Source organism: Martinezella calliandrae (genome assembly GCF_030272695.1).
In the GTDB taxonomy this organism is placed as follows: Bacteria; Pseudomonadota; Alphaproteobacteria; order Rhizobiales; family Rhizobiaceae; genus Rhizobium; species Rhizobium calliandrae.
Genome location: NZ_JARFYN010000035.1, coordinates 43,318 through 63,915 on the forward strand (window position 1 = coordinate 43,318; position 20,598 = coordinate 63,915).

Annotated in this window: 19 protein-coding genes; 11 read left to right on the top strand and 8 right to left on the bottom strand. The window is 60.0% G+C overall.

Going from position 1 to position 20,598, the window contains the following annotated elements; all coding sequences use genetic code 11:
- Positions 1-2: 2 nt before the first annotated feature.
- The 11 genes from PY650_RS23370 (at position 3) to PY650_RS23420 (ending at position 12,111) form a co-directional block, all read left to right on the top strand.
- Complete coding sequence (locus PY650_RS23370) at positions 3-932, top strand: LacI family DNA-binding transcriptional regulator (protein ID WP_432761568.1); 930 nt, start codon at positions 3-5, stop codon at positions 930-932.
- A 44-nt stretch (positions 933-976) separates the two neighbouring features.
- A complete protein-coding gene (locus PY650_RS23375) occupies positions 977-2,221 on the top strand; it encodes an ABC transporter substrate-binding protein (RefSeq protein ID WP_285881960.1) in 1,245 nt (414 codons plus the stop codon).
- A 63-nt stretch (positions 2,222-2,284) separates the two neighbouring features.
- On the top strand, positions 2,285-3,202 hold the full coding sequence (locus tag PY650_RS23380) for a carbohydrate ABC transporter permease (protein ID WP_285881961.1): 918 nt from the start codon (positions 2,285-2,287) through the stop codon (positions 3,200-3,202).
- Between the two features lie 32 nt (positions 3,203-3,234).
- Entirely contained in the window at positions 3,235-4,092 is an 858-nt protein-coding gene (locus tag PY650_RS23385) for a carbohydrate ABC transporter permease (protein WP_432761570.1), read from the top strand.
- A 25-nt stretch (positions 4,093-4,117) separates the two neighbouring features.
- Positions 4,118-6,049 (top strand): glycoside hydrolase family 127 protein, encoded by a 1,932-nt coding sequence (locus PY650_RS23390; protein ID WP_285881963.1) that lies wholly within the window; start codon positions 4,118-4,120, stop codon positions 6,047-6,049.
- 1 nt (position 6,050) lies between these two features.
- A complete protein-coding gene (locus PY650_RS23395) occupies positions 6,051-7,124 on the top strand; it encodes an ABC transporter ATP-binding protein (protein ID WP_285881964.1) in 1,074 nt (357 codons plus the stop codon).
- Positions 7,125-7,239: 115 nt separating this feature from the next.
- The gene (locus PY650_RS23400; RefSeq protein ID WP_285881965.1) at positions 7,240-8,172 is read left to right on the top strand and encodes a dihydrodipicolinate synthase family protein; all 933 of its coding nucleotides are present in this window, start codon (positions 7,240-7,242) and stop codon (positions 8,170-8,172) included.
- Positions 8,169-8,954 carry an SDR family oxidoreductase gene (locus PY650_RS23405; protein WP_285881966.1) on the top strand — a complete coding sequence of 262 codons (786 nt, stop codon included), beginning with the start codon at positions 8,169-8,171 and terminating at the stop codon, positions 8,952-8,954. Before PY650_RS23400 ends, PY650_RS23405 begins: the two co-directional genes overlap by 4 nt.
- 34 nt (positions 8,955-8,988) lie before the next feature.
- Positions 8,989-10,605: a GMC family oxidoreductase gene (locus PY650_RS23410; protein WP_285881967.1), complete on the top strand. Its 1,617-nt coding sequence runs from the start codon at positions 8,989-8,991 to the stop codon at positions 10,603-10,605.
- Between the two features lie 252 nt (positions 10,606-10,857).
- Entirely contained in the window at positions 10,858-11,184 is a 327-nt protein-coding gene (gene fdxA / locus PY650_RS23415; RefSeq protein WP_285881968.1) for a ferredoxin, read from the top strand.
- A gap of 36 nt (positions 11,185-11,220) precedes the next feature.
- On the top strand, positions 11,221-12,111 hold the full coding sequence (locus PY650_RS23420; RefSeq protein ID WP_285881969.1) for a dihydrodipicolinate synthase family protein: 891 nt from the start codon (positions 11,221-11,223) through the stop codon (positions 12,109-12,111).
- Positions 12,112-12,125: 14 nt separating this feature from the next.
- On the opposite strand, the gene PY650_RS23425 is transcribed toward PY650_RS23420, so the two are convergent.
- Genes PY650_RS23425 through PY650_RS23460 form a run of 8 tightly spaced genes read right to left on the bottom strand, consistent with a single transcriptional unit; the run spans position 12,126 to position 20,478 of the window.
- Positions 12,126-13,514 (bottom strand): amidohydrolase family protein, encoded by a 1,389-nt coding sequence (locus tag PY650_RS23425; RefSeq protein WP_285881970.1) that lies wholly within the window; start codon positions 13,512-13,514, stop codon positions 12,126-12,128.
- Positions 13,515-13,519: 5 nt separating this feature from the next.
- Entirely contained in the window at positions 13,520-14,443 is a 924-nt protein-coding gene (locus PY650_RS23430; protein ID WP_285881971.1) for a LysR family transcriptional regulator, read from the bottom strand.
- 36 nt (positions 14,444-14,479) lie between these two features.
- Positions 14,480-15,256 carry an enoyl-CoA hydratase-related protein gene (locus tag PY650_RS23435; RefSeq protein ID WP_285881972.1) on the bottom strand — a complete coding sequence of 259 codons (777 nt, stop codon included), beginning with the start codon at positions 15,254-15,256 and terminating at the stop codon, positions 14,480-14,482.
- On the bottom strand, positions 15,253-16,410 hold the full coding sequence (locus tag PY650_RS23440; protein WP_285881973.1) for a CaiB/BaiF CoA transferase family protein: 1,158 nt from the start codon (positions 16,408-16,410) through the stop codon (positions 15,253-15,255). Before PY650_RS23440 ends, PY650_RS23435 begins: the two co-directional genes overlap by 4 nt.
- Entirely contained in the window at positions 16,407-17,765 is a 1,359-nt protein-coding gene (locus PY650_RS23445; protein ID WP_285881974.1) for an FAD-dependent oxidoreductase, read from the bottom strand. Before PY650_RS23445 ends, PY650_RS23440 begins: the two co-directional genes overlap by 4 nt.
- Before the next feature lie 26 nt (positions 17,766-17,791).
- On the bottom strand, positions 17,792-18,628 hold the full coding sequence (locus PY650_RS23450; RefSeq protein ID WP_285881975.1) for an ABC transporter permease: 837 nt from the start codon (positions 18,626-18,628) through the stop codon (positions 17,792-17,794).
- Positions 18,625-19,437: an ABC transporter ATP-binding protein gene (locus PY650_RS23455; RefSeq protein ID WP_285882023.1), complete on the bottom strand. Its 813-nt coding sequence runs from the start codon at positions 19,435-19,437 to the stop codon at positions 18,625-18,627. Before PY650_RS23455 ends, PY650_RS23450 begins: the two co-directional genes overlap by 4 nt.
- Before the next feature lie 6 nt (positions 19,438-19,443).
- Positions 19,444-20,478, bottom strand: coding sequence for an ABC transporter substrate-binding protein (locus PY650_RS23460; protein ID WP_285881976.1), 1,035 nt, complete (start codon positions 20,476-20,478; stop codon positions 19,444-19,446).
- Positions 20,479-20,598 lie beyond the last annotated feature (120 nt).

The following is a 20,598-nucleotide window of genomic DNA, read 5'->3' on the forward strand; positions in this document are numbered from 1 at the left end:
CGTTGAACAATACCGGGCGGATGGGCGACGACACCAGGGAGCGGGTCAAGCGGGTCGCAACCGAAATCGGTTTCCGACCGAATGCCCTGGCCAAGGGTCTGCTCAGCAACCGGAGTTTCACCATCGGTCTTTTGACCAACGATACCTACGGCCGTTTCACCCTCCCTGTCATGGCCGGCATTACCGAAGCGCTCGTCGACCACGGGGTTTCGGTGTTTCTCTGCACGATCGAAGACGATCCTGCGCTCGGAAAGGTTCATGTGGACGCCATGCTCGACAAGAGTGTTGATGGTATTATCGCCTCTGGAAAGAGGATCGACCGCCGGCTTCCGGTGGATCTGTCCAATCTGCCCGTACCTGTCGTCTACGCCTTCACCGAGGGAACGCCCGGCAGCGTCACCTTCTGCGCCGACGATTTTCAGGGTGCCACTCTGGCCGTCGAATGGTTGATGGGTCTCGGTCGTCGCCGGATCGCCCATATCACCGGCCCGGAAAGCTTCGTTTCAGTGCGCGAGCGCGCCAAGGCCTATCTGAGCCTCGTCGGTGACCAATTGCCGGTTCTTTACGGCACATGGTCCGAGGCCTGGGGGCACGAGGCCGTCGCCAAAATATGGAATACGTCCGGACCGAAGCCGGACGCGATCTTCTGCGGCAACGATCAGATCGCCCGCGCCGTAGTCGATGCCTTGCGCGAGCGCGATGTACGCGTACCGCGCGATGTCTCCGTGGTCGGCTTCGATAACTGGGAGATTGTCGCTGCGCAGACGCGGCCGCCGCTGACGACGGTCGACATGAATCTCAAGGCGCTCGGGCGGGAGGCCGGGCTGACGGTTCTGGCGCTGACGGAAGGCCGCGCCGTCGAACCCGGGATCAGGACATTGCCGTGCGAGTTGGTCGTGCGGCAGTCGTGTGGGGGAAACCCCGATCATTAGTTGATGAAGCGGGGCAGACGGAAAAGCCCCATGGGAGGAGAAACATGATGAAGCGACTTCTGGCCGCGACCGGCCTCATATCCTTGTGCCTGATGTCCGGCGCATCAGCCGCCGAAAATATTTCGATGTGGGTGCGCACCGGCATTGGCGATTCCTTCAAGAAGGTCGTCGAAGCCTATAATACCAGCCATGACGACAAGGTCACCATCACGGAGGTCCCCTTCTCCGAGCTCGTGCAGAAATATGCGACCGCGATTGCTGGCGGACAGGCACCTGACGCTCTGTCGATGGACCTGATCTACACGCCGGCCTTCGCCGCAGCCGGCCAGTTGGAAGACCTGACCGACTGGGCCAAGAGCCTGCCCTATTTTAACTCGCTCTCGCCGTCGCATGTGAAGCTCGGCACCTATCAAGACCATATCTACGGGCTGCCGCTCTCGGTCGAGACCTCCGTCTTCGCGTGGAACAAGGACCTCTATAAGAAAGCCGGTCTCGATCCGGACAAAGCGCCGACCACCTGGGACGAAATCACGAGCAATGCCGAAAAAATCCGCGCGCTCGGCGGCGACACCTACGGCTTCTACTTCTCCGGCGGCGGCTGCGGCGGCTGCATGATCTTCACCTTCACGCCGCTTGTCTGGGGTGCAGGCGCCGACATTCTTTCGGCGGACGGCAAGAAGGCGACGCTTGATACGCCAGAGATGCGCAAGGCGGTCGATATCTATCGCAACATGGTCAAGAAGGATCTCGTGCCGGCAGGCGCTGCCAGCGACACCGGTGCCAACTTCCTGAGCATCAGCAACGGCAAGATCGGGCAGCAGAGCATCGGTGCCTTCTCGATCGGTACATTGATCACGCAATATCCCGACATCCATTTCGGTGTGACGCTAATCCCGAGCGTCGACGGCAAGACGTCCTCCTTTGCCGGCGGCGACAACTTCGTCATCTCCAAGGGTACGAAGAAGCTCGATGCTGTAAAGAAATTCCTCGAATATACCTATTCGCCGGACGGCCAGAAGATCATGGCGAAATACGGCAGCCTGCCAACGCGCGGCGATATCGCCGACCAGGTGCTCCAAGGCCTCGATCCGCGCATGCAGGTGGGCTTGAAAGCCATCTCTATTGCCAAGACGCCTTATACGCTGCAGTTCAACGACCTGATCAACAGCGCCAACGGCCCGTGGGCCGGCTTTACCAATGCCGCAATCTTTGGAGACACCGTCGATACGGCCTTCTCCAATGCACAGTCGGAAATGCAGTCGATCATCGACAACGCGCAGCAACAATAAATCACGCCAGACCGGGAGCCCCAGGTCTCCCGGTCCTCCCCACCAAAACATCAGGAGCATTCCATGGCTGGTCCCGGAGCTATAGGAGCACTGCGGCGCCGCAAACGGCGGCGACGTGCCGGTTGGCATGGATTTCTCTATATAGCGCCCGCCATGGCGCTGGTTTTTGTCTTTTTCGTCCTGCCTGTCCTGTTCACCGGCTGGATGAGCCTGCACAATTGGCCTTTGCTCGGTAGTCCGCGCTGGATCGGCTTCGGCAACTACACAAGGATGGTGTCGGACGTCCGCTTCATGGCGGCATTGCGCTTCACCGCCTACTATACCGTGATCGTCACCATCGTCATTTTCGCGGTCGCTTTTCCCTTGGCGCTCTATGTCGAAAAGCAACGGCCGCTTGTCGGCCTTTATCGCACCATCATCTTCCTGCCTGTCGTGGTCGGGCTGGCGACCGCCTCGCTGCTTTGGGTCTGGCTCGCCAATGTCGATAGCGGCTTTTTCGTACCCGCGGCCCAGGCGCTCGGGCTCATCGACCGCAGGCCGAACCTGCTTGCCGACTTCGACACCGCCTTTGCGACAATCGTCGTGATGGTGGTTTGGAAGATAGCCGGTTTCACCATGATCATTCTGCTCACCGGCCTGCAGGCGATCCCCTCCGAGTTGACGGAGGCAGCCCGTATCGACGGCGCCCGGCGCTGGCAGCGCTTCCGCTTCCTGACCCTGCCGCTGATGCGCCGGACGATCGCGCTTGCCTTGATCATCTCCATCACCGGCTCGGTGCTTGCCTTCGATCAGTTCTACATCATGACCAGCGGCGGGCCGCAGAACCAGATGATCTCGGTGGTCTACTACATTTTCAACCAGTCCTTCGTGTCCTTCAATCTCGGCTATGGCGCGGCGCTGTCGATCGCCCTGCTCGTCATTCTCGTGTTGATCAGCATTGTCCAGCTCTGGCTTCTGCGCGTCGGGGAGGATCGCCCATGAGCATCGCGAACATGAGCACCACAAAGTTACGAATGGCAAAAGAACGTCGCGCCCGGCGGAAATTGTGGGGTGCCGTCAGCTACCACGGCGTCGGCGTCATCATCGTCATCTTCTTCTTCGCGCCCTTTGCGATCGCATTGCTGTCATCGTTCCGCCACGGCACGGAGGCGAGCCTTCCGCCCCTGCCGCCCTGGCCGACTTCGGGCTTCAGCTTCGATGCCTATCGTGCTCTCGATGGTTTCGGCGCGGGTGTCGTGCGGCATACACTGAACTCGCTCTTCGTTTCAGTGACGACGGTCGTCCTAACGGTCATGGTCAGCCTGCTCGCCGGCTACGGATTCTCCCGCTACCACTTCCCGTTCAAGGGTGCTTTCTTCATCCTGATCATCGCAACGCTGATGATCCCGTTCCAGTCGATCCTCACGCCGCTGTTTATCATCCTGGCGAGGCTCGGCCTCAACAATTCGCTGCTCGGCCTGACGCTCGTTTATGTCACCCTTCAGCTACCTTTCTCGGTCTTCATGATGCGCAACGCCTTCGACGCCGTGCCGAAGGAGATCGAGGAAGCCGCCCGCATCGACGGCGCGCGCGACCTGAAACTTTTGTTCCGCGTGCTGCTGCCGCTGGTGATGCCGGGTGTGGCGACCGTCGCGATCTTCGCCTTCCTCAACGCCTGGAATGAATTCCTGGCGGCGCTGGTGCTGCTGTCCAGCAATGAGAAATTCACGCTGCCGGTGCTGATGATCGCGGTCCGGACAGGACGGCTCGGCGCGGTCAACTGGGGTGCAGTCCAGGCCGGCATCGCCGTGATGACCATACCCTGCGTCATCGTCTTCCTGCTTTTGCAACGCTATTACATGCGCGGTCTGATGGCCGGCGCGGTGAAATGAACCTCAAACGAAACGGATGAAAGCAATGTCAGACAAAGAAAGTCGCCAATTCCGCCCCCTGCCCGTACCGAATGTCGAGCTTCACGGCCTTTTCGGTGCCCGGCAGGATGCGATCTGCAATTCGACGGCCGCCACCCTGCTCGACCGCTGCGTCGAGGCCGGCATGATTAAAGCAATCGACGTCGACCAGCCGAGCCCAGGCATCGTCATGCCGTTGCAGACTTGGTCAGGCTCGACGCAGATGTTTTGGGACAGCGATCTCGGCAAATCGATCGAGACAATTGCTTATTCGCTCTATCGCCGCCCGAATGCTGAGCTTGAGGCCCGCGCTGACGCAATCATCGACATGTATGAAAAACTGCAGCAGGAGGATGGCTATTTGAACGCCTGGTTCCAGCGCGTGCAGCCAGGCCGCCGCTGGACCAACCTGCGCGACCACCACGAACTCTATTGCGCCGGGCATCTGATCGAAGCCGCCGTCGCCTATTACCAGGCAACGGGAAAGCGCAAGCTGCTCGACGTCATGAGCCGTTTTGCTGATTACATGATCACCGTTTTCGGCCATGGCGAGGATAAGCTTCGGGGCTATTGCGGCCATGAAGAGGTCGAACTCGCGCTGGTCAAGCTCGCTCGGGTCACCGGCGAGAAGAAATATCTCGATCTCGCCAAGTATTTTATCGACGAGCGTGGTCAGGAGCCGCATTTCTTCACCGAGGAGGCACTTCGCGACGGCCGCGATCCGGCGAAATTCGTGCAGAAGACCTATGAATACAATCAGGCCCATCAGCCAGTTAGGGAGCAGACAAAGGTCGTCGGCCATGCGGTGCGCGCTATGTATCTCTATTCCGGCATGGCCGATATCGCCACGGAATATAATGATGACAGCCTGACCTTGGCGCTGGAAACGCTGTGGGACGATCTGACCACCAAGCAGATGTATATCACCGGTGGCATTGGGCCGGCCGCTTCCAATGAAGGCTTCACCGACTATTACGACCTGCCGAACGAAAGCGCCTATGCCGAAACCTGTGCCTCGGTCGGACTGGTCTTTTGGGCGAACCGCATGCTCGGCCGCGGGCCGAACCGGCGTTATGCGGACATCATGGAACAGGCACTCTATAACGGCGCGATGGCCGGGCTCTCGCTCGACGGAAAAACCTTCTTCTACGAAAACCCGCTTGAGAGCGCCGGTAAGCATCACCGCTGGACCTGGCATAATTGCCCTTGCTGCCCGCCGAACATTGCCCGCCTGCTGGCCTCGGTCGGCTCTTATATGTATGCGGCTGCCGACAACGAAATCGCCGTCCATCTCTACGGCGAGAGCAAGGCCCGTGTTCCGCTCGCAAGCGGCGTCACGGTCGAACTGGCCCAGAAGACGAATTACCCTTGGGACGGCGCCATCGGTTTCGAAGTCAATCCGGACCGCAGCGCCCGCTTTGCACTTTCCCTGCGCATCCCTGAATGGGCCGAGGGCGCAACGCTTGCCATCAACGGTGCTCCCGTCGATCTCTCATCAGTCACCGTCGATGGCTATGCACGTATCGAGCGGGAGTGGCAGGGCGGCGACAAGGTCGACCTCAATATTCCGCTGATCCCGCGCACCCTGTTCGCCAATCCCAGGGTACGCCAGGATCTAGGACGCGCGGCATTGATGCGCGGGCCGCTGGTCTACTGCGTCGAAAGCACGGACAATGGCCGCGATCTCAACGCTATCTCGCTCATCACCGATCCTGCATCGGCGCAGACTGCGGAACTTGCAGCGCTAGAGGGTGCAGTCGCGCTCGACATTCCGGTGGCCCGCGCTGAGGCTGACTGGGGATCGGATCTCTATCGAACGGCGCCGCCCAAGAGCCGCCCCGCCACGGCCCGTTTCGTTCCCTATCATCTGTGGGATAATCGTGAACCGGGTGAGATGCTGGTCTGGATCCGCGCTGACCAGATGCAACACGGAGCCTGATATGGCGAAGAACAGCATGAGATTGACCGGCGTCCGCAAGAGCTATGGCGGGCTGGAGGTCATTCACGGTATCGATCTCGATGTGCAGGAGGGTGCCTTCGTCGTCTTCGTCGGCCCATCCGGCTGCGGCAAGTCGACCCTGCTCAGAATGATTGCTGGGTTGGAGGAAGTGACTGATGGAGAGATCGCCATCAAGGGTCGGGATGTCACCGATCTCGACCCGTCCGAGCGCGGCATCGCCATGGTCTTCCAATCCTATGCGCTTTATCCGCATATGAGCGTGCGCGAAAATCTCGGTTTCGGGCTGAAAATGGCCCGAACCGATGCCACCGAGATCGAGGCGCGCGTCAAGGCCGCTTCGGCAATCCTCAAGATCGATCATCTCCTGGACCGCCGTCCCGGCCAACTTTCCGGCGGTCAGCGGCAGCGTGTCGCCATCGGCCGGGCGATCGTGCGCAAGCCGGATGTCTTCCTGTTCGACGAGCCGCTGTCCAACCTGGACGCCGAACTGCGCGTTTCCATGCGCATCGAAATCGCCCGGCTGCATCGTGAGCTCGGCAACACGATGATCTATGTGACGCACGACCAGACCGAAGCGATGACACTGGCCGACAAGATCGTCGTGCTGAGGGACGGCAAGATCGAGCAAGTCGGTAGCCCGCGCGAGGTGTATGAAGATCCGGCCAATATCTTCGTTGCGGGCTTTATCGGTTCGCCACGCATGAACATGATCGAAGCCGAATGGGCCTCCGATGGCTCCGCCAAAGTCCCCGGCGGTTCAATCAGGACGGATATACGACAAGCGAGCCTGACGGCCGGCGACAAGCTGATGCTGGGTATGCGCCCGGAACATCTGATCGTGGTACCCGACAGCCATGACGCGATCCGCGTGACCGTCGATTTCGACGAATATCTCGGCGGCACGCGCTACCTCTATTGTCAGACTGAGGACGGCCAGAACCTGATCGCCGAGTATCGCGAGGGTCCAGATGTTCAGCGCGGTGATGCGCTTTATCTGCGCTGCTCGCCGGAAAGACGCCGCTATTTCGATGGTCAGGGAAATCGGCTCCGCTAACGCGGCTCGATCAAAGTAACGCTGCCTAATCGTTTGACGAACAATGAAAATTATGACGATGTTTACCAGTAGCACTGGATCATCTGTTTCGGCGAATGAATTTGGAGGCGGCTAAATGGCCAGACTGACAGAAGGCGCCAAAGGCGTCTATGTGATTGCCGTAACCCCGTTTGCCGACGACGGCGCGCTCGACTTTACCAGCATCGACAGCATGGTGGATTTCTACGAAAGCGTTGGGGTGACGGGGCTGACGGTGCTCGGTCAGCTTGGCGAGGCACCGAAGCTGACGGCGAAGGAATCGCGGACCGTCGTGGAGCGCGTGCTCAAGCGCCTCGATGGCCGCCTGCCCGTTGTCGTCGGCGTTTCCGCACCGGGGCTTACGCCGATGCAGGAACTGGCCGAGGCTGTGATGGACCAGGGAGCTGCGGGCGTGATGGTCGCCCCGCCCTGGACAATCAAGACCGACGACCAGGCCTTTGCCTTCTATCAATCGGTTGGCGAAGTGCTGGGTGACACGCCCTTCGTTCTGCAGGACTACCCGCTGACGACCAATGTCACCATCGCACCCAAAGTCATCGACCGGATCATCAAGGAAGTGCCGAACTGCGTCATGCTCAAGCACGAGGATTGGCCAGGCCTGTCGAAGATCACCGCGTTGCGCGCCTACAGCGACAAGGGTGAGACGCGGCGCATCTCCATCCTCTGCGGCAATGGCGGGCTCTTCCTGCCTGAGGAAATGGGTCGCGGCGCCGACGGCGCCATGACCGGCTTCTGCTATCCGGAAATGATGGTGGGCGTCGTGCAAGCCTATTCGGTTGGGAATGTCGACCGGGCGCACGAAATCTTCGACGCCTATTTGCCGCTCGCACGCTACGAGCAGCAACAAGGCATTGGCCTTGCCGCCCGCAAATATGTTCTTGCCAAGCGCGGCGTCATCAAATCCGCCGCCCTGCGCAAGCCCGGTGCCAAGCTTTCGCCACTCGATGTGAAGGATGTGGAGCGCTTGCTCGCCCGACAAAAACGGCGTCTTCAGGAGATCGGCGCATGAAGCTCGGCGTGGAAGGCAAGAGGGCGCTGGTGCTTGGCGCAAGCAAGGGTCTGGGCGCGGCAATCGCCTTGGCACTGGCCAATGAAGGGGTCGACGTCATAGGCGCGGCGCGCGGCAGTGAACTGATCGACGCGCTCAACGGCAAGCTGGAGCCTGGCGCCACCGGCAAAATCCGCGCTATGCATGTTGATCTGAACGATCGCGCCAGCGTCTCAGCCCTCGCGCAATCCATCCTGGCCGAGGGCGGCGTCGATATTCTGGTCAATAATTCCGGTGGGCCGGCGCCTGGTGAAGCGCAGACGGTCGCGCCCGACATCTGGATCCGCGCCTTCGAAGGCATGGTGGCAAACCTGATCGGGCTTACCCAGCAGCTTCTGCCCAAGATGGTCGAACGCAAATGGGGGCGCATCATCACCCTCACCTCGTCCGGCGTCGAAGTGCCGATACCGCGGCTGGCTATATCCAATGGGCTGCGGCAGGCGGTTGTCGGCTGGTCGAAAACACTGGCCGGTGAAGTGGCTTTTGCCGGTGTCACCGTGAACGTCATCGTCCAGGGACGCATTCATACCGATCGCGTCGACCAGCTCGATCAGGCAGCGGCCGAGCGGCAGAACATGACAGTCGATCAGGTCCGCGCCGCTTCGATCGCCACCATCCCGGCAGGCCGTTACGGACGGCCAGACGAGCTCGCCGACGTCGTTGCCTTTCTCGCTAGCGAGCGGGCATCCTACATCACAGGGGCGCGGATCAGGGTAGACGGGGGCATGATCCGGTCGATTTAAGACGGTGTTTATCGACCGAAAGGGGGGAGCGTTCTTGGCAAAGACCTATGATTTCATCATTGCTGGCGGTGGCTCGGCAGCTTGTGTCGCGGCCATGCGGCTGGTGCGTGATTTCGGCTTTTCGGTGCTCATCATCGAGCGCGGCCCGCGCAAGACGGCCAAGCTGATGTCCTTTCCCGCCGGCTACATGAAATATCTTGCCCGCGATGATTTCCTCGAAATGCATCAGACGGTTGCGCAGCCGCAACTCGGTGGCCGCGGGCCGATCGTTCCGGTCGCCAAGGCGCTCGGCGGCGGCAGTGCCGTCAATGCCATGGTCTACATGCGCGGTCAGAAAGAGGATTACGATGGCTGGGCTGCCCATCTTGGCCATGGGATAGAATGGTCCTATGCGAACATGCTGCCCCACTTCAAAGGGATCGAAGCCAACACCCGCTTCAACAACAGATATCACGGCATATCCGGAAACCTGCGCATCTCCGAGCCGGGATACATCTCCGATACGACAGAGGATTTCCTGCTGGCCGCGCAAGGGCTTGGTCATCCCTACAATCCCGATTTCAACGGCGTGAGGCAAAACGGCGTCGGCATCATGCAGCACACCTACGGCCAGTGGAACGGCAAGTTGGAGCGTTCCGATGCAAAGAAGGCATTCCTCGATCCACTTGCCGGCGATAAAAGGCTGGAGATCTTCACCGATGCTCGCGTCGACCGTATCGTCATCGAAAACGGCCGCGCGACCGGCGTGACCTTTACGCGCAATGGCGAAAGCCAAACCATCCACGCCGAGCGGGAAGTCCTCGTCGCGGCGGGCACCTATAACAGCGCCAAACTGATGATGCTGTCCGGCGTCGGCCAGGCCGATCATCTGCGCGAACATGATATTGCTGTAACTCTCGATCTTCCTGGCGTCGGCGCCAATCTGCAGGATCACCATGAGGTGCCGGTCATCGCCACGACCAAAGCCAAATCCGGCTATTTCGGTGAGGACAAGGGCTGGCCCATGCTTCGCAACGGGCTGCAATATCTGCTCTTCAATTCAGGTCCGGTTACAACGACCGGCATTGAATCCTGCTTGTTCTACGATCCGGACGGTAGCGACCGGCCATCGATCCAGCTCTATTGCGCCCCGATCGTCTATCTCGACCGTGATGTCTCCTCAGCAAAGCCGACCTATGGCGTCACCTTCACCTCCTGCCTGCTGCGCCCGAAGGCACGCGGCAGTGTCAAGCTGCGCTCGGCCAACCCTGCGGATCAGCCGTTGGTAGACTGCAATTTCTTCGGCGATCCCGACGACCTGCGCCTGACGCTCGCCTCGCTGAAGGTCGCCCGCCAATTGCTGGAGACGGAACCATTCAAATCGAAGATCGCCGACGAGATCCTACCCGGCCCCGCGCTGCAGGATGACGAGGCACTTGCCAAATTCGCTGGCCAGACCGTCAAGACGAATTACCACCCATCCGGCAGCCTGCGCATGGGGCCGGACGACGATCCGATGTCGGTTGTTGACAGAAAACTGCGCGTGCGCGGCATCGATGGCCTGCGGGTCATCGACTGCTCGATCATTCCCTTCATCCCTTCGGGAAATACCAATGCTCCGGCGATGGCGATCGGCTCGAAAGCGGCGGAGATGATCGGGAAGGCTCTTTGAAGCTTGCCTCGCCGCTATAATGCCTTGGTGCTGCGGACGGACAATTGCGGTTCAGCGATATTGATCTCCTGTAGTGACAATTAGGCCTCGCACATCAAGCCATCAAAATGGCGTCTGATGGCCTGATGGCGATATCCATTCGACGCTAGGTCACCGTTGCCTTTTCGGCAATTAAAACATCGAAAATCGGCGCTTTTTCGCAACGCCATGCTTTGCCATACTCGCCTCAAGCCGAGATTGAGGTGCCGCCGAATGGCCTATGTCATTACCGATCCCTGTATCGACGTTAAGGATGGCGATTGCACGGTCGCTTGTCCCGTCGACTGCATCTACGAGGGTGGGCGAATGTTCTACATACATCCTGGCGAATGCATCAATTGCGGTCTCTGCCTCTCGGTCTGTCCGGTCGATGCGATTTCCTGGGACGAGGAAATTCCGCAGGACCGGGTGCAGTTCAAGGCCGTCAATCAGGATTTCTTCGGCCCCGATGTCACCGGCTGGGGCTCGCCCGGCGGTTGGGACCAGAACTATACGACCGGTCGGGATCACCCACTCGTCGCCGCATATGAAAGAGCCTGATTAAGACAGGCGTCACCATCCAGAATGGATATCGACATGACAGTAGCAAAGATCGGTGGCGTCATTGCAGCCGTACCAACTCCCTTTACCGAAAACAGAACCGTCGATACGGACGCTTTCCTGGAACATGGCCGCTGGTGCCTGGCGAAAGGATGCGATCTTCTCAATGTGCTGGGAACGACGGGCGAGGCGAATTCACTGTCATTTTCGCAAAGGCGTGCCCTCATGGCGACTGCCGCAAAGGGTCTCGACGGCGACAGAATGATGGTCGGCACAGGTACGCCCGATCTCGAAACGACGATCGCGCTGACGCGGCAAGCTCACGAGTTAGGCTATGCCGCCGCGCTGATCCTGCCGCCTTACTATTACAAGCCGGTTCAGGAAGAAGGGCTTTTTGCCTGGTTTGCCAAGGTCATTCAAGAAACGGCCGAGACACCTATCGCGGTGTATCTCTATAATTTCCCGCAGTTAACCGGCATCGAGTTCTCCCCTGCCCTTGCAGCAAAACTGATCCAATTATTTCCCGAGCGCATTCGCGGCGCGAAAGATAGTTCAGGCAATCTGGACTACGCTCGTCAACTCGCGCAAATTCCCGGCTTTGCGGTCTTTCCGAGCAACGAGGCCACACTTGCCAGCGCGGAAAAGGACAATTTCGCGGGCTGCATTTCCGCGACCGTCAATATCGACCCGCAATCCTCGGCGCGGCTTTGGAAGAACCAGAGCGATCGCGCGACACTCGATAGGGTCAGACATATCAGGCAGGCGATCGCTGCTCACCCTCTCATTCCTTCGGTCAAGTATCTCGTCGGCAAGCGCACGAGGAATGCGATATGGAACAATCTATTGCCGCCAAACCTGAAGATCGCAGAGACGGAGCGCCTGGATACACTGGATGCGATTGCCGCTGAGCTGACGAGCGTGGCCTAGACAGTCCGACCTACTCACCAGCGAGAATAGTAGCGGCGGACTGCTGCAGACAATATTCCGGCGAGCTGTCGTTCGCGCCGAAGACGGGGCAGATCGCCCCTGGCCTGCTCGCGCAATTGCTGCCGCGCGCCCTCAAAATCGACGGTGGTCAGACGACCGTTTTGCATGATCTCGCGCCCGTCGACAAATAGCCCCTTGGCGTAGGCCGATGTCATGCGGGTCAGCAGCACCTCCGCCTCGTCGATGTCGTCGAACAGGCAATCCGCGGTCAGGGCATCATAATCGATCACCACGAAATCCTGGGCTGCCGGTGCGTTGACCACCTTGGCACCGATATGAATGGCGGCGTCAAAGATTTGATTCGCGGTAAACCGGCGCGCCAGCTCTCGCCCGCCGTGCAGAAGATAGATTAGCCGCATCTCCCGCCAGAGATCCTGATCGTCGTCAAAGCCGGAGCCGTCGAGCCCGATGGCAAGCGCTGGGCCTTTCTCCGCTACAAGGGCAATCGGCGCAATACCGGAACGCAGGCGCAGATTGGCCGAGGGATTGCTGACGAGCTGCACGCCTCTCTCCGCCAACAACTCGCATTCTGCTGGCTGCAACTGTACCCCATGCGCAATCGCCAGCCGCGGCGACAGGAAGCCGATTTCATCGAGGTAGCGAACGACACCCTGCGGAAAGCGGCGATCCAGCCATTGCCGTTGCCGGGGGCTTTCCAGAAAATGCATGTGGATGCGTCGGTTGTTCAACGCGGACGCCTCGGCGATCGCCTCTAGCATGGCGTTTGAACACCATTGTGGACCAATCGGCCCGTATTGGACATCGACCATCGGATTGGTATTTGCCGCCGCCACCGCCTCAACGGCGGCGATCTGTTGTTTAATCGGCGCATAGACCGGAATGCTCGGGGACAGATCTTGCCAATCCTCCTCACTCAGAAATGGCTTCAATTTCTCCGGCCCGCCGCCATAGGCCCAGGGATCGAAATCGAGCAACGGACAGGACAAGCCCAAACGAATACCGACGTCGCCCGCAGCGCGGATGACGGCGGCGGCTTCATCACCGAGCCGGTTGATATTCAGCGAGTTGTGGCAGTGCATCGTCGCACCCACACCCGTTTGCGCCAGCCGTGCGAACGCGACCAACGCCTCCAGATAGGCATCGGTTCGCGGTCGCAGGCGCATAAAGGGGATCCAGAGCTCCAAGGCGTCGTCGACTGCGCCGAAATCGAGCGTGCGGATTCCATATCCATGGTCATGGGCATTGACAGGCGACGGCATCACCAGATCGCCTGGGCCAAAGGCGAGCGATCTGTCCGCGCCTACTTGAAACCGTGCCGTGCCGTCGAAACGCTGCGCAACCTGATAGCCGGGGCGAAGCAGCAACCGGGTGGATATCGTCATCTGCTTTACCTCTGGATCACGGCATGGATTTTGTCGCTGAACTTCTTCAACTCAATGCTCATCGACTCGATCACCACTTCCGTCGCGTGCGTGAGCTGGCGCTGACGCGGCACGACGATACCGACCTGCAGATTGTGCAACCGAGAGCCGGCGATGTGCAGGGCAACGACCTCGCCTGCCTCGAGCTCTTCCAGAAGGCCAAGCGGCGTGAAGAACGCGACACCCTCGCCCGACAGGATCAGCGGCTTCAGCATCATCTGATTATTGGTCGCAACCAGCGTACGGCCAACGCGGTTGAGGGCACCGAGCTCGACGGCGATCATCGAGCTCATCACTTCATTGTCGAGCTGCAAGAGCAGCTTGAACTGCGCACATTCCTGCAGCGTGGCCGACTTCTGCCGCGCCAACGGATGATTGCGCGACACGATCGCCATCAGCGGCATCGGAACGCCATAAACCAGCTTGATATCATGAGGCCGGGCAAGATCGAAGGTGACGCCGATATCGACGTCGCCTTCCGCTATAAAGCGGAAAATACTGGTATAATTGTCGTTGCGGATGCGGAAATCCACTGCCGGATGCCGCTTGTGGAAGCCCATGACGAATTCCGGCAGAAACTGGACGGCGAGACTGTCGAGCGAAGCGATATGGACCCGGCCGGCACATTTGCCCTGAAGATCGCCGAGATCGGATTTCATGATCTCGTATTTCAGCAGCGTATCCTTGGCATGCTTCAGGACGATCTCGCCAGCCGCGGTCAATCGCAAACCGTCGGAAAAACGTTCGAACAAGGGTGTTCCGAGCTCGTCCTCCAGCTTTTTGATCTGCCGGCTAACGGCCGAAGTCGCGACATGCAGCTCGTCCGACGCCTTTCGGATCGAGCCCGAACGCGCAACTTCTGCGAAATATTTCAAGATGCTAGCGTGCATGGAAGCCCCCTCGATCTGCCGGAAGCTATATCATGCTCACCGTCCCCGCCAAACGGGCGACCGCTTCTGCTGGAAGGCGGCAACCCCCTCCAGCGCGTCCTCGCTCTGCAGCGCCTTGATGAGCGCGGGCGTGCGCAACGCCTGTGCCTCCGCAGGGCTCAGATGACTGGTCCGGTTCACCGTCTGCTTGATCGCGCGCAGTGAGAGCGGCGCGCATAAAACGATATCGGCGACCCAGCGATCGACGGCCGCATCGAGTTCGACCATCGGAACCACCTCGTTGACGATTCCGAACGCCGCCATCTCGAGGGCACTGAACTGCCGCCCGGTCAGCATGACGGCCATCGCCCGATTGAAAGCGATCTTTCGCTGCAAAAGCACCATGCCGCCATCAAGCGGCATGCGCCCGACGCGGGCTTCCGGCAGACCGAAGCGTGCCGCCTCAGCCGCAATAACGATGTCGCAGCCGAGCACCATCTCAAAGCCGCCGCCAAGCGCAAAGCCGTTGACACGGGCGATGACCGGCACATCGAGTGACCGGCGAAACGCCAGCCCACCGAAGCCGTTCACCCGGCTAGCAGCCCAATAGTCGAGGCCGGAGCTGCCGCTGCCGCCCTTCAGATCGGCGCCGGCGCAAAAGGCTCTTTCACCCGCTCCAGTCAGGACGACGCAACTGATGTCGTCTCGGGCTTCGATCTCGCTCCAGATCGTCTCGAGCTCCTGCTCCGTCGCGGCATCGACCGCATTCATGCGGTCGGGACGATCCAGGGTGACACGGGCAACACGATCTTCGACGGAAAAGCCGACACTCATGCGGCATCTCCCTGCAGCCTGCCGAGAGAACCGAGAATTTCGTCATTGTGCTGGCCGAGTTGCGGCGGTGCGATGCGTACCTTGACCTGCGCCGCCGACATGTCGATCGGCGAGCCGATGAGGCGGATCGGTCCGGCCGCCGTCTCGCCGGCCTCCAAAATCATCTTGTTGATGATCGTCTGCTCGTCCTTCAGAGCCTCGGGAAGCGAACGCACGGGCGCGCAGAGGATATCGACACCCTCCAGCCGCTCCAGCCAATGCACCGTCGTATTCTTCGCGAAATTGTCGCGGAAGATCGCCTGCAGCTCCGGCCGCCGCGCCATTTGCGCGTCGAAATCCCTGTACTGCGGAAATTGCGACAGATCCTCGATTTCTAATGCGCTGCAGATATCCTGCAATGGATTCTGCTTGAAGGCGCCAACCATGACGATGGCGCCATCGGTCGTTTCGAACACGCCGGTCAGCGGGAAGGCACCCCAATTCAAGTCTCTTTGACGCATCAGATGCGTCGTCCCCTCCTGCATCTGCATGGCGAGCATGGAATTATACAGGCTGACGGCGACTTGCTGGCCTTCGCCGGTCTTGTCGCGCTGCAGCAGCGCCAGAAGAATGCCCTGAACCAGATGCATGCCGGCCGAGTAATCAGCAAGCGGCGTCGCGTAGATCGAGGTCGGATGGCTGCTGTCCGACTTGCGGCGCATGACGCCGGAAACGGCCTGCGCCAATACGTCTTGACCACCCTTGTGCTGATAGGGACCGGTCAGGCCGAAGCCTGTGCCGACAGCGTAAATCAGCCGCTTGTTGATCTTCTTCAGATCCTCGAAACCGAAGCCCATGCGCTCCATCACACCCGGACGGAAATTGTTGACGACGACGTCAGCCGTTTCCAAAAGCGTGAGCACGGTATCGCGCGCTTCCGGCTTTTTGAGGTCAAGTGCCAGGCTCTTCTTGTTGCGGTTCAAAGAGCAGAAGACCGGGTTGTTGAGCCCATCCGGATCGGAGCCGAGCGACCAACGGGAAAGATCGCCGATGCGTTCCTTTTCGACCTTGATGACTTCGGCGCCATAGTCGGCCAGCACCTGCGTGCAGGACGGTCCCAGCATGACCTGGGTAAAATCGATGACACGAATGCCGTCGAGGGGAAGGGTGGTCATTCTGCGGCCTCCAGATAAGTAGCGTTTTCGGACGGTACGTCGCCGGGATCGGCCCCCTGCGCCCGCATTTGTTTCTGAATTGCCTTGACGTCCGCCTTGCGCACGGTCGTCCCGGCATTGAGTGCGACGACAGCGGCTACGCCCGCAGCCTCGCCCATGGCCATGCAGGGCGGAATTTCGCGGCTGGATTTCTGCGCCTGCGGCGTCGCCGAGTAGTGCCGGCCAGCGACAATTAATTGGTCGATCTCCTTCGGCAGCATCGCTCGATAAGGTGTGTAATAGTCGCGGCCACGGCAGACGGTGTCGGTAAAATGCCGCCTGGCCATCACATCGTCTTTCGTCACGACATAGTCACCGTCCAGCAGCCGCGTCTGCCGCACGCCGGTCTGCGGAGCAAAATCGACGACATAGGCATTTTCGAAACCCGGCATTTTCTCACGCGCGAAGTCGATGAGGCGAGCAATACGGGCTCGTCCCTCCAGTTCCGCTTGGGTCAAGTCCTCGACCTTGAGGCCGCTCAGCTTCGGCATATGCGGGCAGTTGAGCCAGACGATACCGGGCAGCGGCGTCTTCAGCCACCAGAAGGACCAGCACCCGCCGATTAGGCGCTTGGCTTCGTGATCGACCAGCTTGAATGCCTCCGGGTCCTCACGCTCGAACCGCTCTGCCGCATCCGTATCGACGCCGCCCCAACGAGAAACCGTCGTCAGAATGAAGTTGGATTCGACATATGAAGCGCCCGCACTGGCGGCGACATCAAGGTCTCCTGTCGTGTCGATGACGACATCACCCAAGATCGCCTCCATGCCTGCCTTTGTCTGGCAGATCACGCCTTTGATCGTCCTGCCTTCAACGATCGCCGAGGAGAACCAGCTATGGGTCCTGAGCTTGACGCCCGCGACACCCAGAATGTCGTAGGCGGCTCGCTTGAAGGCGTCTGGGTCGAAAGCGGCGGAAAAGCAGATCGGATGCGGCATCGATGGCGTATGGAAGTCGAACAGCCCCCAGCGCGCCCAGCGCTGCCAAGCTTCCGGGGTGTCACGGAATTCGATCAGGCGATCGCGATCCGTCGGCGTGACGCACAGGCCCCAGGCCTTCATGCGCTCGATCATTTCCATGCAGATGCCGCGCACAGTGATTTCGAGCTCGTTGATCATATCGTCCAGCACGAGCACCATACCGCCAGCAGCAAGACCGCCGACATAGGGATAGCGTTCCAGCAAGGTGACGCTTGCGCCATTGCGGGCGGCCGATACCGCCGCCGAAATCCCGGCAGGTCCGCCGCCGACCACGACGACATCGGAGCGATCGACCACTTTGATGTCGCGCGCAGGTTGATGGATGGTCTCAATCATTATCGTTTCCTCCTCGTTGCGCGTGCTCAATGCGATCCAGCCGGCTTCCAGCGCACCACCTTTGCCTCGACGGCCGAGACAAGAGCGAAGAGGATCACCGCCAGAAGGGCTGCGATCACAACGGTTGCGTAGAGAAGCGGCGAGCGGAAGTTATAGGTGGCCTCGATGATCAACGCGCCGAGGCCGAAGCTCGAGCCGATCCATTCGGCAACGATTGCTCCCATGACGCTGCTGGTTGCCGCGATCTTTAGGGCGGCGAACAGGAAGGGCAGCGAGCTCGGAAACCGCACTTTCCAGAGGATCTCCGAATTGGTGGCAGAGAGGACGCGCATTAGGTCGAGCATGGCAGGACTGGCGGCGCGCAATCCCTGCACCATGTTGACCAGCGTCGGGAAAAAACAGATCAGGCCGGCAATGATGATTTTCGGTGCCAGGCCATTGCCAAAGATCAATACGAGGATCGGCGCGAGCGCGATGATCGGGATCGCCTTGATGAAGACGGCGATCGGATAAAATGCCTTTTCCGCCGTCGTGCTGTGCACGAACCATACTGCCAGCAGAATGGCGACGAGATTGCCGAACAGGAAGCCGAGGACAGCCTCGAGCAGGGTCGGCAGGAAATTCCGCCATAGCGTTGCGGCATTGTCCCGGAATGCGAAGACGACATCGGCCGGGCTCGGTGCCATGAAGGTCGGGATCTTGAAGATCCAGATCACCAATTGCCACAGCACGACGAGGCCGAGTCCAGCCAAAATCGCCGGCAGGTTTTTCGACAGCGTGCCAAAGGTGGCGTCGAGAATCGCGACCTTGCGCTGCGTGGATGCTGGCACGGCGCGGGCGGCGGAAGAGACCGCATTGCTCATAGGCACTCCTCCAGCAGAGCGCGCAAATGCGCTGTTACCTGAATGAATTCCACCGTATCCCGCATGGCGATCGAGCGTGGGTAGGGAAGATCGACCTTCATGAATTCCTTCACCCGTCCCGGATGCGCCTGCAGCATCAGCACGTGCTGGCCAAGGAAAGCCGCCTCGGGAATGGAATGGGTGACGAAGACGATGGTCGTGCCCGTCTCCTGCCAGAGCCGCAGCAGCTCCTCATTCAGCTTGTCGCGCGTGATCTCGTCCAGTGCGCCGAAGGGCTCGTCCATCAACAGGATGCGCGGGCGGGTGACCAACGCCCGGGCGATGGCGACTCGCTGGCGCATGCCGCCGGAGAGTTCATGCGGCAGGGCACTTTCGCGCCCCTTGAGCCCGACCATCGCCAGCAGCTCCGCCGGGTCGGCAAAGGAACCGGGCGCATGCTTGCCGACTTCGATCGGCAGGCGGACATTGTCGATGACGCTGCGCCAGGGCAACAAAGTCGCATCCTGGAACACGAAGGCGAAATCGCGGCCTTGCCGTGCTTCGCGCGGCGAGCGCCCGAGCACGGAGATCGAACCACCGCTGATGTGCACGAGATCAGCAATGCAGCGCAGCAGGGTCGACTTTCCACAACCCGAGGGGCCGAGCATCGTCACGAACGCGCCCTCGGGGATGTTCACCGACACGTTGGAAAGAGCGGTGATTTCGTTGTCCTTGTCACCGAAGCGGATGTCCAGATTGGCGACGGATACGGCGAGCGGCGATCCGGCTGGCTGCAGATCTGACCTTTGGAAGGTGGCGGCGGGGGTCATGGTCATTCACCCGACCTGCTTGCGGATATCGGAGGTGGCATCAAGAATGGCGAAGCTCGCGACATCGTCGACGGCCGGAACCGTCCCGGTGAACTGCTTGAGATCGGCATAGGCCTTGATCTGCGCCGCCCAATTATCCTTGTTCATCGCGCCCCAACCGAATTGCTTGGTCGTGTCGCCGAAGGAGAATTTCGCGACCTGACCGACAGCTTTGAGCTCGCTGGCCTTGTCGAGGTTGGGATAGGTCTCTACCAGCATCTCGACAGCTTCTTCCGGATGGTCGCGAACGTAGCCCCAGCCCTTGGCGGCTGCCGTCGTGAAGCGCACCAGAACGTCGGCATGTTTGTCGAGCTGCTCATCGGTTGTGTAGTAGACATTGGCGTAGAGCTGCAGGCCGGCGTCCCAAAGCATCATGTCGACGCGATCATCACCCAGGACCGACAGGGCATTGGTATTGGTGACCCAACCGGTGACGGCGTCGGCCTGGCCGGTCAGAAGCTGGTTCATGTCCGAACCCATATTGACCATCTTGACCTGATCCTCGGCGATGCCGTTCTTGGCAAGTAGCGCGCGAAGCAGGATGAAGGCCGTTGGCTGCGTGGCGATTGTCTTGCCGATCATGTCCTTCGGCTCGCGGATCGGTGCTTTCTTCAGCGAAAAATAGGTAAAGGGATGTTTCTGGAAGCCGGCGATGAAGGCTTTGACCGGAATGCCGGCCGAACGCGCCAGCATCACCGATGGGCTGGAAGAGATTTGTCCGAGCGTCGATTGCCCCGCCGCGACACCGGCCACGCCATCGACATTGGGGCCTCCCGGAACGATCTCCAGCTGGACGCCCTGCTCCTTGAAGAAACCCTTCTTCTGCGCGACGACTTCACCAATCACGCCGTTTGAGACCAGCCAACCCAGTTGCATCTTCACCTGCGCGACGTCCTGTGCAAGGCCAGCACGCACACCGATCAAGGTCTGCGCTGCGGCGAGGCCGCCTACCGTTGCGACATTGGACATGAAACGACGGCGGTTCATCATGAAATGAGACATAATAGTTCCCCTATTTGTTCCCGCAGCCCGACTTTATCGCCGTGTACCGCAGCTCATTTGCCGAATACCCAGAAGGATGAGTAATTTTCGTGTTCTAATAAAGAACAATTATTCGCTATA